This window comes from Tunturibacter empetritectus (assembly GCF_040358985.1).
In the GTDB taxonomy this organism is placed as follows: Bacteria; Acidobacteriota; Terriglobia; order Terriglobales; family Acidobacteriaceae; genus Edaphobacter; species Edaphobacter empetritectus.
In genome coordinates, this window is the sequence record NZ_CP132932.1 from 4689769 (window position 1) to 4703568 (window position 13800).

Below are 13800 nucleotides of genomic sequence, written 5' to 3' on the forward strand. Positions count from 1 at the left end.
GGCCTCCTGTGCTCAGTCACTCATAAACGAAGACTGGTTTGCTGGGACCGATTCAGCGGTCACTTTCGTGACGGGTCCGACTTACATTGACGGGACGGCGGTTTTTGAGTCGACTGGAAGAATCTTCTCGACGACATCGGTGCTTGGCGCCTCGGTAACATAGTCAACCAGTGGAAAGCCTGCTTCCTTCCAGCCATCAAAACCGCCGCGGAGTGGACGGACGCGGTAGACACCCATCTTGTGCAGCTGCAAGGCGAGCTTGGCGCTGGTCTCTTCGCTGGGGCAGGTGCAGTAGAGGATCACATCGCGATCGCGGGGGATGATCTCGCTGTGAGCCTTGAGTTCGTTGGGGCCGATGCGGAGCGCTCCGGGAAGCACACGCGGATCGGGGAGATAGTCGAGAGGATGACGCAGATCGACGATGAAGGGTGGCGTATTGCCGCTGGCCTCGGCTGCGTCAAGCATTGCCTTCAGCTCGGTGGGCTCCAGGCGCAGCTCGCGAACCTGCTGGAGGAACTTGCGCTGCTTCCAGATACGGTGAGCCAGGAAGCCCAGAACCATTAGAGCGAAGATTACGAAGGCAAAGTGGCCGAGCCAGTGAAAGAACGGAGCACTCTTCTTCGCGAGGTCGCCGAAGAACCGGCCAGCGAGGATGAAGGTCTCTCCCCAGATCAGCGAGCCGGCGAGATCCCACATGAGGAACTTCGAGTAGGGCATCCCGGTCTGACCGGCGATGGGAGCAGCGACAGTGCTGAGGCCGGGGACAAACTTGGCGAAGAGCAAGGTGACCGGGCCGCGGCGGGTAAAGTAGCCTTCGGTCTTGCTGACGCAGGTAGAGGCTTCAAATGACAGGCGGCAGAGGAGCTTCAGCACGCTGTTGCCGTAACGACGGCCGAGGGCGAACCAAATGGTGTCCGCAATGAGACAAGCGAACAGAACCGCAATCACGATATAGAGGTGGCTGACCGTGTGGGTTGCGCTGAGGGTGCCCGCGGTGAGCAGGACCGGGATACTTGGAATCGGGATGCCGACCTGCTCCACCAATACCCAAAGGAAGACGATCAGGTAGGCGTAGTGGACGAAGAATGCGAGTGCGATCGGCATAGGAGTGTACGTACTAAAGATGATTGGAGGCCGCAGTTGGATGCGAACTCCTGCTCTTTAACATACACAGCCCGGACGCTTCGCGCGACCGGGCTGTCTGATGAGGCTAAAAGCCAGGATTCACAGACATCCGGGCCAATCCTCGCCTGTTGTTCGAGGATCTACTTTTCCAGGATCAACGGCATCTCGACCAGGTGCTGACCGATGAACCAGGACTGGAGTTCATTGGGGCGCAGAATGTCGCTGACGACCAGATCGTTTGTGCCCTGGTCGCCGGCCTTATCTGCCGCCTCGGAGATGTCGAGGCAGCTCTGAATAATGATCTTGTGGGCTTCGAGGAGGCGAGAGATCTGTACCGGCACCTCTTCCCTGCCGCGTGGCGGCCGCTGGATGCGGGTGATCTCCGCAACGTCGCCACCCATGGCGATGGTGACTCCGCCCAGAAGCTGAATGCGCTCGGCAATGGTATCTACCATCTCGATCTGCTCGTCGAAATGCTTGTCGAAGAGGAGATGAAGCTGGTAGAAGGTCGGTCCGGAGACCTGCCAGTGGTGCTTCTTATACATATCGCGCAGTGCGATCGAGTCGGCCAGAAGTTGATTGAGCTGGGCGACCATCTCGGCGCGAACCTTTGCGCTCAGCGGGTGAGGCATGTCCTCGACCACGGAACCATACTTCTGAATCTCTTTCGCCTGTGCGTGCCAGTGCGGCGCTACGTTCGCGGCGCTCGAACTTACCTTCTTGATTGCAACTGCCATCTTCCACCTCGTGAGAACTACCTTCCAGCTCTCAGATGCCTCGGAGACCGCGGTGGTTTCCCTCTCGCTTATTTGACCTCTACATCCGGCGTAACCGACATGCCAGGGCGCAGCGCGTAGTCGCCGTTTTCCTGTTGCAGATTCGTGAAATCGACACGAACAGGAATTCGCTGGACGACCTTAACATAGTTTCCGGTCGCGTTTTCAGGGGGGAAGAGGGAGAGCCTCGATCCGGTAGCGCCGCCGATTTGCGTCACCTTGCCGTGGAATTTACGTCCACCCAGAGCATCGACCTTCAGCGTAACCGACTGCCCGGGCTTCATCTTGGCAAGCTGCGTCTCCTTGAAGTTTGCCGTAACCCATAGATTGGTCAGCGGAATGATCGTCAGAACGTCCTGCCCGATGCTGAGGTTCGCGCCCACCTGAACATTCTTCTTGTTGACGATGCCGGTGGTGGGAGCAGTGATATGGGTGTAACCGAGGTTCAGCATCGCCTGATCGACTTTAGCCTGCGCCTGTTTGACATCAGCGAGGGCAGAGTTAGCCTTGGCCTGCTGGACCCGGACCTGATCGGGGCCGGTTTTGATGGACTGAGCCGCCTGAAACCGTGACTGGGCAAGCTTCTGGATCGACTGGGTGACGGCGGCCTGCTGGCCAATGACCGTTGCTTCGGCCTCCAGCACAGAGGCCTGATTCGCAGCATCTGTAGCCACGGCAGCATCATACTGCTGCTTCGAGATGACGTCTTTTTCGACCAGCGGCGTGTAGCGCTCGACGTCGAGATGCGATTTGACCGCGGTAGCTTTGGCTGCGACGACGCGAGCCTCTGCCGCCTGAGCCTGCTTGCGGGCCTGCTCGACCGCTGCAGAACTGCCAGTAACGTCGGAGCCCGTGGTGCTTACGCTGGTGTTCACATTGACACCGGTGATCGGCACATTGACAGTGGCCTGGAGCGCAGCGGCCTGCGAGCTGGCGAGGTTAGCCTGAGCCTGCTCGAGGGCTACCTGATAGTCACGCGGGTCGATCTCGGCGATAGGATCGCCTATTTTGATCTCTTGATTGTCTTCCACGTAGACCTTGATGACCTGGCCGGTGACGCGGGAGCTTACCTGATAGAGATCGCCATCAACCTGGGCATCGTCGGTGTCCTCGCTGAAGGTTGAGCGCCAGTAAAAGATTCCTGCTCCAATGACAAGGAGAATGATGACAGCGATGATGATGAACTTGCGGCCGGATTTCTTCTCAGGCGCGTCGTCCTCTTCCTGCTTGTGGGAATCCTTCTGCGAATCGTCCGGGGGCTGTTTGCCGCCGCCGTTCTGCTTGATTTGCACTGTGCCGCTGATCTGCGCGGTCTGGCCTTCCTGCTGCTGATCTGATTGGTCTGGCAAGTTTACTTTCCTCCGAGATAATCTTTGTAGTTGGACTGCGCTACGCCAAGGGCACGCGCCAAACCAAGCTTGGCGACGTTGTGCTGGTAGAGCGCGCTGATGTATTGGTCGTTGGCCTGCTCGGTCTGGGACTGCGCCTGCGAGACAGGCAGGTTGTCCGAAACCCCGGCGTGGAAGCGCTGCTGCGCTTCGCTGAGAGCCTCATTGGCAAGATCCACATTGGAGTGCGTAGACTCGACCAGCTTCGCCGCCGACTGAATATCGAGCAGACTGTCGCGCACATCCTGGTTGACCTGCTGGACCTGGTCGGAGAGCTTCGCGCGGGCCTGTTCGTACTGGGCGTCGGCGACCTGCTCCTGCCCCCTGGTCTTGGCGATCTGGAGGATGGGTGCGCTTACCTGGCCGGTTGCGGTAAAGGTGCCATGCGAGTGGCCGGGTGTGGTGCCGATGTCGCCGTAGTCGCCTGAAAAGCTGGCGACAGGAAGCTGATAGGCCCAGGCCGAGGTCTTTTCATCGCTCGTAGATTTCACCTGTTCGGCGTAAGCCTTCAGGTCCTTGCGGCCCTTGAGGGCTTGCTGAAATGCAACTTGCGGATCGACGTTGTCGAGCACCTGAAAGGGGACGAGGTCGGTCAGCCGGAAGACCTGCTCAAGAGGCAGCCCGATGGTTCGCGCCAGGGCCAGCTTGTCCTTTTCGAGGCTGTTCTTCGCCGAGATCAGTGTTTGCTCCTCGTTCTGGTAGTCGACTTGGGCGCGCAGCACGTCGAGCTTCGGGCTGGTGCCGGCGTCGTGTGCGGCTACGGCCTGATCCAGCGAGACTTTTGATGTAGCTAACTCCGCTGTGACAGCTTCAATACGCGCACTGTCTGCGATGCACAACAGGTAGGCGTTGCCGACAGTGAGGGCTACCAGGTCCCGTGCATCTTCTGCGGTGAGTCGTGCGCCCTGGAAGTTATGCTTCGCGGCGAGGTAGTTCTTGAGGGCTGAGACGTTGACCAGATTCTGGGTCAAGTAGGCGCGGAAGTCGACCACCTGGAATGGCCCGATGATGGGCTGGACACCAGGGAACTTAATGCCGAAGGCCGCGAGGTTGACCTGCTCCACCTCGATGTTTGCCGAAGCGGTGACGGTGGGAAGCAGCGGCTGAAGCTCCTCGAGACGCTGACCGGCGGCATTCTTCACCGACGAGGTCTGCAGAATGAGGCCGAGGTTCTGACGCAGGCCGCGCTGGATCGCGTCATCGAGCGAGAGGTCGAGAACCCCCTCGGTCGCCTTGCCGGTGACCACGCTGCCCTTGAAGGAGTCCTGCGTCGGCTGGGCGCCGTTCTGGCCGGAGGCGGTGTACAGACTCTGCTGGGCGTTCGCCACGGCAGAGCTATTGGTGGCTGTGCTGGGTCCACTGGCTGGGGTCTGCGCAGTCTGGGCGCCGGGCCCCTGGGCATAAGAAAAACCGCTCGCCAGAACGAGGCAGAACCCTAGATAACGAACTGACGCCTGAGGAGCGCCCGCTGTTTTGCTTTTGCTCATACGGTTAATCGTAACCTGCATCCTGTTAGATTCACGGACTAGTTTATGGCAAGACCGGTGGAACAGCGGGAGCTTGTTGGCTTTGTCACAAACTACTTGTATGAGTTACTGATGCGCTCGATTGTCAAAAATCTTCAAAAGATGCAATCGTTACACTCACATCACGGTTGTTTCAGGATTTCAGCTTGCCCGAAGAAATTTTTGTTGCTTTTTTGTTGAAGTTGGTGACAAAGAGCGGAGCTGTTGTGAATGGGTTTATAAACCGTTTCGCCGGATCAATACGGCGTTCGAGTGAGACTGCGAGGAGCGGGGAATGGCTGAGATTGGGGTAGCGGTAGTCGGGTTTGGGCTGGCAGGGCAGGTGTTTCATGCCCCGTTTGTGAGTGCTGTTCCCGGGTTGAAGCTGGAGGCGATCGTCCAGCGTAAGGGCGACGAAGCCGGGAAGGCCTATCCGTCGGCGCGGATTCTGCGGTCGTTCGAGGATGCGTTGAGCGATCCTGCGGTGCAGCTTGTGGTGGTGGGAACGCCGAATGAGACTCACTTCGACCTGGCGAAGCAGGCTCTGCTGGCGGGAAAGCATGTGGTCGTCGACAAACCGTTCGCTGCAACCAGCGAAGAGACGCTGGAGCTGAAAGAGCTCGGGCTGAAGCAGGGGCGAGTGCTGGCTCCGTTTCATAACCGGCGCTGGGATGGCGATTTCTTGACGGTAAAGAAGATCCTGCAGAACGAGTCGGTGGGGCGGCTCGTGACCTTTGAGTCGCACTTCGACCGCTTCCGGCCGGTGCCTCGTGAGAATACGTGGAAGGAGGGAGCGAGCGGGTGCAATGGGCTGCTGTTCGACCTTGCGCCTCACCTTGTGGACCAGGTACTGACGCTGTTTGGCGTTCCCGAGGGGATCACGGCGAGCGTCCGGATGGATCGGGACTCTACCGATATTGAGGATGCGTTCGACATTACGCTGGAGTATCCGAAGCTGCGGGCGCACTGCCGGTCAAGCATGCTGGCCTGTGATGCTGCGCCAAGGTTCTTGCTGCACGGAACCAAGGGCAGCTTCAAGAAGTTCGGCCTCGATCCGCAGGAGCCGGCCCTGCTGGGTGGAGCGAAGCTACCGCGCATGGGCGAGGGCGAGTGGCTGGCTGACGCCGAAGAGCATTGGGGCAGTCTGACCGTCGCTCCCCATCCCAATGAACCCGGCACTTTGGCCCGAGCCAAGGTGAAGACCGAACTGGGGGACTACCGTTTCTACTACGCCAACGTTCGCGATGCAATCAACGGCACGGCTGAACTGGCCGTGAAGCCCGAGGACGGCTACCGCACCATCAAGCTGCTGGAGATGGCGCGGCAGAGCTCGCTGGAAGGCCGGACGCTGCCTATAGCGTTTTGATAGGCAACTTCCCTAGTTTCAACTCGCTTATTTTGTTGCGCTTGCAAAAGCTTTCCCGCAAATGGCCGTGATTGGCTGCATCTCGAGCTCGCATCGTGGTGAAGCATATGGCGAGGTTTGGCAGCGATGAACATGCGGAACTGAGGATTGTAGAGTAAAGGGTATGCAAAGTGACGAGATGGTGAAGTCGCCGGGGTTGCCGCTGGGTTTCGTGTGGGGCGCGGTGAAGGCGGGAATCAAGGCAAGCGGCAACACTGATGTTGCGATTGCAGTCGCGGCTAAAGGCGCGAATGCTGCTGCGATGTTTACGAAGAACCAGGTGGTGGCGGCGCCGGTCACGGTAGGGCGGCGGCACATAGCTTCGACCGGCGGGCGCGTGGACGTAGTGCTGGTAAATGCGGGGAATGCGAACTGTGCGACCGGGCAGCCGGGAGTCGACGCCTGTGTGCAGACGTGTGTCGCTGCGGCGGAGAGGTTTCGCTGCATCTTCGACGAGGTCTTCCCTTCTTCGACCGGGATTATCGGCGTGCCGTTTCCTGTAGAGAAGGTAGTAGCTGCCCTGCCTGCCTTGGAGCAGGAGATGGGTGCGATGGCGGAGCATGCGGACTCGTTCGCACGCGCCATTATGACGACCGATACGAAGATGAAAGTGGCGCGGGCGTCGATCGATGTCGATGGCGTTGAGGTGCGGATCTTCGGCGTGGCGAAGGGTGCGGGGATGATTCATCCACAGCTTGGTGCACCGGTAGGTCCGGCGCATGCGACGATGCTGGTTTACTTGTTTACCGATATTGCCGCGGAGAGTGAACAGTTGCGCGGTGTGCTCGAGCCTGCCGTGGAGCGAAGCTTTAATTCGATCTCGATTGATGGCGATACTTCGACCAACGATACGGTGTTGCTGCTGGCCAGCGGCGTGAGCGGAGTGAAGCTGGATGCGCGTACGCAGGAGCCGTTTGCGAATGCGCTGAAGCTGGTGTGCGGGTCGCTGGCATACCAGATTGTGGATGATGGCGAGGGCGTGGGTCATGTTGTCACGCTGCATATCACCGGCGCGCGGACCGAGGCTGAGGCCAAGCAGGTGGCCAAGGCGATTGCTCACTCGCCGCTGTGCAAGACGGCGTGGTCGAGCGCCGATCCGAACTGGGGACGGCTGTTGGCTGCGGCTGGATACAGTGGCGTGGTGTTTGATCCAGCGCTGGTGAATATCACGATTGGGAGCCAGCCGGTGTTTGAGCTTGGGGTGCGGTCGGCTGCGTTCCAGGAGTCGGCGGCGCATGCGGAGATGGAGGCCCGGGACTATACGATCACGATGGATTTGGGACTGGGTGAGGCGGAGTGCCGGTTTCTGACTTGTGACCTTACCGAAGAGTATGTGCGGATTAATGCGGATTACTCGTCTTAGAGGCGGGGTCCTACCGGACGGGCCCACTGCGCGTGGGGCGGTCACTTCGTGACGTGCATACCCCTTCGGTTGGCGCTCCCGTTGGTCTCGAGGGAAGATGATTCCGACCAACGGGAGGACCGCGCGAAGCTTTAAAGAGGCGTGCAAACGCCCGCGCTCCGCGCAGGAGGCCCGTCCGGCAGGACCTTTGTTTTACGTTTTCACGTAAGCCTTATATCGTTATAAGCGTGGGAGCATAAGAAGACCTATGACAACGAAACTGGAAGAAGCCGCCAAGCAGGACTTTATCGCAGAGATCTCGGAGTGGATCGAGGCGTTTGACGACGTCGTTGCCGCAGACTGGGAGCAGGGGTCGGAACTCCTTGAGGCGTTGCGCAAGCGCGCCCACGAAGCCGGAGTCCCAACGCCAAGCGAGCTGACGACTCCCTATCGCAACACGATTCCCAAACATGACGAGATTGCGTATCCAGGCGACAGAGCGCTGGAACGCCGAGTCGAAAGCCTGATTCGCTGGAATGCGATGGCAATGGTTCACGGTCAGAACAAGAAAGACGCCGGGATCGGCGGCCATATCTCGACCTACTCCTCACTGGCAACGCTGCTGGAGGTTGGCTTCAATCATTTCTTCCATGCGAAGTACACGGTGGATGGGCACCAGCAACCGGGGGACTTTGTCTACTTTCAGGGACATGCTTCGCCGGGGGTCTATGCGCGGGCTTATCTTGAGGGGCGGTTGGATGACGACAGGCTGAAGAACTTTCGCCATGAACTGAGAGAGACGCCGGGGCTGAGCTCGTATCCGCATCCGTGGCTGATGCCGAACTTCTGGAACTTCCCTACAGTGTCGATGGGCATCGGACCGCTGAATGCGATCTATCAGGCGCGGTTTATGCGGTACCTGGAGAATCGCAAGCTGATTGAGCCGACTGAACGCAAGGTGTGGGCTTTTGTGGGCGACGGTGAGACGGACGAGGTGGATAGCCTTGGCGCGATCTCAGTGGCGGCGCGCGAGAAGCTGGATAATCTGATCTTCGTCGTCAACTGCAACTTACAAAGGCTCGACGGCCCGGTGCGCGGGAACAAGCGGATCATCGATGAACTGGAGGGCGTCTTCCGCGGAGCAGGATGGAACGTCATCAAGGTGATCTGGGGTTCAGACTGGGATGCGTTGTTTGAGCGCGACCACACCGGCCTGCTGCTGCGACGGATGGAAGAGTGCGTCGACGGCGAGTACCAGACCTTCAAGGCGAAGGGCGGGGCTTTCCTACGGGAGAACTTCTTCGGGAAGTATCCAGAGCTGCTGGAGCTGGTGAAGGATATGACCGACGAGCAGCTTGGGTTGCTGCATCGCGGCGGCCACGACCGGACGAAGATCTACAACGCGTACAAACGAGCGGTCGAACACAAAGGCGGTCCGACGGTCATTCTTGCGAAGACCGTCAAGGGCCATGGATTGGGTTCTGCGCAGTCGCGCAACGCGACCCATTCGGAGAAGAAGCTGGCCGATGATGGGTTGGCGGCGTTTGTGAAGCGGTTTGAGATTCCGATTCCAGAGGAGGCAGCGAAGTCGGGTACCCCGTATCGGCCGGCGCAGGACTCTCCTGAGATTGTCTACATGCAGGAGCGGCGCAAGGAACTCGGTGGATATCTGCCGACACGTGAGGTGCCGAAGACGGACTTCAAGGCACCCGGGCTGGAGTACTTCGGAGAGTGGACTGCCGGTTCAAACAAGCGTGCGGTGTCGACGACGATGGGGTTCGTGAGCATCCTGCGGCACTTGATGAAGGACTCGGCAATTGGAAAGCTGATTGTGCCGATTGTGCCGGATGAGGGCAGAACGTTCGGCCTGGAGTCGGCGATTCGGCAGGTTGGAATCTATGCTCCTGAGGGCCAGAAGTACAGCCCGCACGATGCGGATATGCTGCTCTACTACCGCGAAGACAAAGACGGGCAGATTCTCGAAGAGGGGATTACCGAAGCGGGGTCGATGGCCTCGTTTACCGCGGCTGGCACGGCTTACGTGAACTACAAGGTGCCGGCGATTCCCTTCTACATGTACTACTCGATGTTTGGATTTCAGCGCATCGGGGATATGGTGTGGGCGTTTGCTGACTCTCGCGGCAAGGGCTTCCTGATGGGCGGCACAGCTGGCCGCACCACGATGCTCGGCGAAGGGCTACAGCACCAGGATGGGCACAGCATCGTTCTGTCCAGCACTGTTCCGACCTGCATTACCTATGATCCGGCGTTCGTGTACGAGCTGGCGGTGGTGATTCAGGATGGCATTCGACGGATGTATCAGAAGGGCGAAGATTGCTTCTACTACATCACGATGTACAACGAGGACTACGCGATGCCTGCAATGCCGGAGGGTTCGGCAGAGGGGATTCTGCGCGGGATGTACAAGCTGAAGCCGGCAAGCGGCGAGGCCACTGTGCAGTTGTTCGGCAGCGGGCCGATTCTAAATGAGGTTCTGCGAGCGCAGGAGATTCTGGCTTCGAAGTACAACGTGCATGCCGATGTTTGGAGCGTGACCAGCTACACGGAGCTTCGGCGCGATGCACTGGCGGTGGAGCGGTGGAACAGGCTGCATCCGGCAGAGAAAGAGAGGGTGCCATATGTGTTGCAGGCGCTTGGAAACTCGACTGGACCGATCATTGCGACCAGCGACTATATGAAGTCGGTGCCGGATCTGCTTTCGCCATGGCTGCCTTCTCGCCTGGTAACGTTGGGAACAGATGGCTTCGGACGGAGCGACAACCGCGAGCATCTGCGGAGGCACTTTGAAGTGAGTGCCGAGGCGATCGTTGGTGCTACGCTCTCCAAGCTGGCTCGCGATGGGAAGTTCAAACCGAAGGCTGCGCAGAAGGCGTTGGCCGAGCTTGGGCTGGATGTGGATGCGGTTGATCCGGCGCGCGCCTAGCAGATTTTGCAGGGTTTGATGGCGATGAGGGTTCCTTGTGGGAACCCTCTCGTTTTGTAACTTGAAGTGTTACGGAGGGTTGGTTGAGCGACGCGGGGCTGTACGAGAATCCACTGGTGCCGAATAAGAAGCTGCTGCAGATGTACAGCGTGATGGCCGACGCGAGAGCTCTCGACGAGCACATCGCCGGATTGCAGAAAAGCGTGAAGGCGCGACGGCGGCTGGCTTCTACACGCGGGGAGGAGGCCTGCCGAGTGGGAACTGCGCTCGAGTTACTGCCGGGCGATCTGGTGAGCGACTCACAACCGGGCGTGGTGATGGATCTGATCTCGGGCGCGCAGTCGAAGACGCAGATCGATTCCCTGCTGGGGCGAGTTGCAGAGTTTCATGAGGGCAAGATCGATGAAGCGAAGCTGGCCCGGGAGGGGGCGCTGGCGCGGGTTCTGCCCTGGGTGGAGAATGCTAGCGACCGGCTGCGCATGGCGATGGGTGCAGCGCTCTCGTTCAAGGCGCTGAAGCGTGGAAGCGTGATGGTCTCTTATGCTGGCTACTCGGAGCTGAGCAAGAGGGAGTGGCGGGAGACTATCGAGACCGCTGCAAAACTTGAGTTGCCGATGATCTTTGTCGTCTTACCACCCACTGGCAAAGGAAACGATGGAGTGAATCAGCTGAGTGCGAAGGTTCGCGGATGGGGGATACCCGGAATGCCGGTGGACGCGAACGATGCGGTGGCCCTGTATCGCGTGACCCAGGAGTCCCTGGGGCGAATCCGGGGCGGCGGGGGTCCGGTTCTGATTGAATGCAAAGGATATCGGCTTCAGGGCACGCGGAACGACTCGGCCCACGATCCGCTGGTGCAAATGCAGGGGTTTTTGCTGGGTCGCAAGGTCTGCACGAGGGCGTGGCTGAAGAGGGCCGGGGAGCGGCTCAGCCAAGCGTATTTCATGCACTGAACGGCATCTCCCTCTAACTGAACTCGCAACAACGATCTACGGCTGGGTTATCGTAAATTCCAAATGAATTAGGGAAAGCCAGATAGGGTAAGCCAAAGATATTGTTGCCGTATTTCATGCACTGAACAAGGACTTTCCCCCGTCATCAGTTGGTAACTTCGGACGAACCGCTGTCGGCAGTTACACTGGTATCGGCGTTTCAAAGCCCCAGATTGAGGTGTGAGTGCGGACCAGAGTTTCTCTTTGTTTTGCTGCACTGAGTTTATGTGCCGCATCAACAGCGATCGCGCAGACGCCAGCGCTCCCTCCCGCTCCGCCACCGCCAGCCTCTGACTCAGCCCCGGCGCCTGCTCCAGACGGAACAACGAACGGAATTCCGCCTTACGCAGTGCAGCAACAGCCGCCAGCGTCCTCGACAACTCCTGCAAATCCCACACCCCCTGCAACTCCTCCTGTGTCCAACCCTTCGCTGGCCCCTCCGACGCCGACAGGCCAGCCGGTCGTGCCTCCGGAGCAGACGAGCCGGGAGAGACCGTTTATCGGTTACCCCGGCTATGCTCCTGATGATCTGAAGCCACCGCCGGATCGCCTTGGATCGACTTACATTCCGGACGATAGCTGGGTGTATCCGGCGATCACACGGCTCTACTCGATGGGCTTCGTCAACACGATGTTTCTCGGAATGCGCCCCTACACGCGTCGCAGCATTCTGCATATGCTGCAGGACTCGCAGGGCGACATCGTCAACAGCGGAAACGAAGAGGCACAGTCGATCCTCGCAAAGCTGGAGAACGAGATCAGCGAGGAGGATCCAGACGGCGGCCTGATTGAGCGCGGGGTTGTGTACGGGCTGGCCTCCTCCTATACGCGCCTGTTGGGAATCAGCGGACCGATTCTGCGGGACAGCTACCATCTTGGCCAGACATTCAACAACGACTACGGACGCCCCTACCAGAGCGGCTTCAACAGCGTCGTGGGTGCCTCGGGACTCGGAGAGTGGGGGCCGCTTTCGCTCTATATTCGCGGTGAATATCAACACGCCCCTTCGGCTGACGGGTACTCTCTCGATCTGGCTCAGCTTTTGTCTACGGTCGACCTGATCATTCCTTATCCGGGGCCTCAGGCCACGATCCCCCTGGGACCTCTTTCTGCGCAGAACCCGTTTCGGCTGGTTGAGGCGTACGCCTCGGTTCACGTGCTGGGCCATGAGATCTCCGGCGGCAAGAGCGATGCATGGCTGGGACCAGCGGCAGGCAGTTCGATGGCATGGTCCAACAATGCGGAGAATATCTACTCGTTTCGCATCAACCGAGTTGAACCCCTGTATATTCCGTTCGTGTCAAAGCTACTGGGGCCGCTTCGTTATGACTTCTTCTACGGCGACCTGAAGGGGCATAACGTTCCGCGTGACCCCTGGGTGCACGCAGAGATGTTCTCTTTCCGGCCGACAGAAAACTTCGAGTTTGGATTTGAGCGAACAATCATCTTCGGTGGTAAAGGTCACTCGCCGGTAACACTGCACACCTTTCTGCGCGGCTTCTTCGATCCGAATGATACGTCCGCGTCTGAAAAAGCAGGCCGTAACGATCCCGGAGCGCGGTACAGCGACTTCAGCGCCTCGTACCGGCTTCCCCTCCTTCGCAAATATGTAACCTTCGTGGTGGACTCTATCTCGCACGACGATGTAACGCCAATCAGCGCGCCTCGCCGTGCGTCGTATAGAACTGGGCTATATCTGTCACAGATTCCAGGAGTCAAAGGCCTCGATCTTCGAGTGGAGGCGGTATCTACGGACCCGGGCGTCTCGGTGGCTCACTCAGGACAGCTCGCTTATTGGGAGACCGTCCAGAAGCAGGGCTATACGAATAACGGATTCATTATGGGGGACTGGATCGGTCGCGAGGCCAAGGGCGGCCAGGCGTGGCTGACCTATCATCTTTCGGGTAACGAGTGGATTCAGCTGGAGTATCTGAACAAGAAGACGCCTGCGAACTTCATCCCCGGCGGCACAACGCAAAACCAGTTCATGGCGAGCGTTGTGAAGCGACTGGGAAAAGACGTCGAGCTAAACGCCTGGGTTCAGTACGAGGGCTGGAAGGCTCCGGTTTACAAGTCGGGACTGCAGAAGGATACTTCGACGGCGGTACAGCTGACCTGGTATCCGAAGTTACGGAATGGGTCTTTTCACTAGCCGGCTGCCTGCTATCACGACCCGGCTCTCGCGAAGCGACTCACGCTTTCGAGAGCAAAGCCTCCCACGGAGGAGACTCAGGAAAGCGGCGGCTCCTGTGGCGAAAATCTTTCGGTTCGGTCACGCCTTTCCATGGGATGGAAGACCCGCTCGTAAAAGATTTGCAGTATC

Annotated in this window: 9 protein-coding genes and 1 pseudogene; 5 read left to right on the forward strand and 5 right to left on the reverse strand. The window is 59.0% G+C overall.

The annotated features are described in order from the left end of the window. Positions 1 to 81: 81 nt before the first annotated feature. The 5 genes and pseudogenes from RBB75_RS21120 to RBB75_RS19650 form a co-directional block, all read right to left on the reverse strand. Positions 82 to 465, reverse strand: a complete 384-nt coding sequence (locus RBB75_RS21120) for a rhodanese-like domain-containing protein (protein WP_434557158.1) — start codon at positions 463 to 465, stop codon at positions 82 to 84. Between the two features lie 186 nt (positions 466 to 651). Beyond that, positions 652 to 1104, reverse strand: a pseudogene (locus RBB75_RS21125) (DedA family protein); the annotation flags it as partial. A 161-nt stretch (positions 1105 to 1265) separates the two neighbouring features. Continuing rightward, the gene (locus RBB75_RS19640; protein WP_353069042.1) at positions 1266 to 1862 is read right to left on the reverse strand and encodes a Dps family protein; all 597 of its coding nucleotides are present in this window, start codon (positions 1860 to 1862) and stop codon (positions 1266 to 1268) included. Between the two features lie 68 nt (positions 1863 to 1930). Then, positions 1931 to 3250: an HlyD family secretion protein gene (locus RBB75_RS19645; protein WP_353069043.1), complete on the reverse strand. Its 1320-nt coding sequence runs from the start codon at positions 3248 to 3250 to the stop codon at positions 1931 to 1933. A 2-nt stretch (positions 3251 to 3252) separates the two neighbouring features. Further along, a complete protein-coding gene (locus RBB75_RS19650; RefSeq protein WP_353069045.1) occupies positions 3253 to 4776 on the reverse strand; it encodes a TolC family protein in 1524 nt (507 codons plus the stop codon). Positions 4777 to 5089: 313 nt separating this feature from the next. Between RBB75_RS19650 and RBB75_RS19655 the strand changes: the two genes are divergently transcribed. From RBB75_RS19655 to RBB75_RS19675, 5 genes are all read left to right on the forward strand, one after another. After that, on the forward strand, positions 5090 to 6160 hold the full coding sequence (locus tag RBB75_RS19655; RefSeq protein ID WP_353069046.1) for a Gfo/Idh/MocA family oxidoreductase: 1071 nt from the start codon (positions 5090 to 5092) through the stop codon (positions 6158 to 6160). Positions 6161 to 6323: 163 nt separating this feature from the next. After that, on the forward strand, positions 6324 to 7562 hold the full coding sequence (gene argJ, locus RBB75_RS19660; protein WP_353069047.1) for a bifunctional glutamate N-acetyltransferase/amino-acid acetyltransferase ArgJ: 1239 nt from the start codon (positions 6324 to 6326) through the stop codon (positions 7560 to 7562). 247 nt (positions 7563 to 7809) lie between these two features. Next, on the forward strand, positions 7810 to 10485 hold the full coding sequence (gene aceE / locus RBB75_RS19665; protein WP_353069048.1) for a pyruvate dehydrogenase (acetyl-transferring), homodimeric type: 2676 nt from the start codon (positions 7810 to 7812) through the stop codon (positions 10483 to 10485). Positions 10486 to 10568: 83 nt separating this feature from the next. Beyond that, positions 10569 to 11438 (forward strand): thiamine pyrophosphate-dependent enzyme, encoded by an 870-nt coding sequence (locus RBB75_RS19670; protein WP_353069049.1) that lies wholly within the window; start codon positions 10569 to 10571, stop codon positions 11436 to 11438. 454 nt (positions 11439 to 11892) lie between these two features. Next, a complete protein-coding gene (locus RBB75_RS19675; protein WP_353069050.1) occupies positions 11893 to 13629 on the forward strand; it encodes a capsule assembly Wzi family protein in 1737 nt (578 codons plus the stop codon). Positions 13630 to 13800: the final 171 nt, after the last annotated feature.

Bases quoted from the DNA above. Each gene is read 5' to 3' on its own strand.
- RBB75_RS19655 (WP_353069046.1), top strand. From the start codon at position 5,090: ATGGCTGAGATTGGGGTAGCGGTAGTCGGGTTTGGGCTGGCAGGGCAG.
- RBB75_RS19650 (WP_353069045.1), bottom strand. From the start codon at position 4,776: ATGAGCAAAAGCAAAACAGCGGGCGCTCCTCAGGCGTCAGTTCGTTAT.
- RBB75_RS19640 (WP_353069042.1), bottom strand. From the start codon at position 1,862: ATGGCAGTTGCAATCAAGAAGGTAAGTTCGAGCGCCGCGAACGTAGCG.
- RBB75_RS21120 (WP_434557158.1), bottom strand. From the start codon at position 465: ATGCTTGACGCAGCCGAGGCCAGCGGCAATACGCCACCCTTCATCGTC.
- aceE (WP_353069048.1), top strand. From the start codon at position 7,810: ATGACAACGAAACTGGAAGAAGCCGCCAAGCAGGACTTTATCGCAGAG.
- argJ (WP_353069047.1), top strand. From the start codon at position 6,324: ATGCAAAGTGACGAGATGGTGAAGTCGCCGGGGTTGCCGCTGGGTTTC.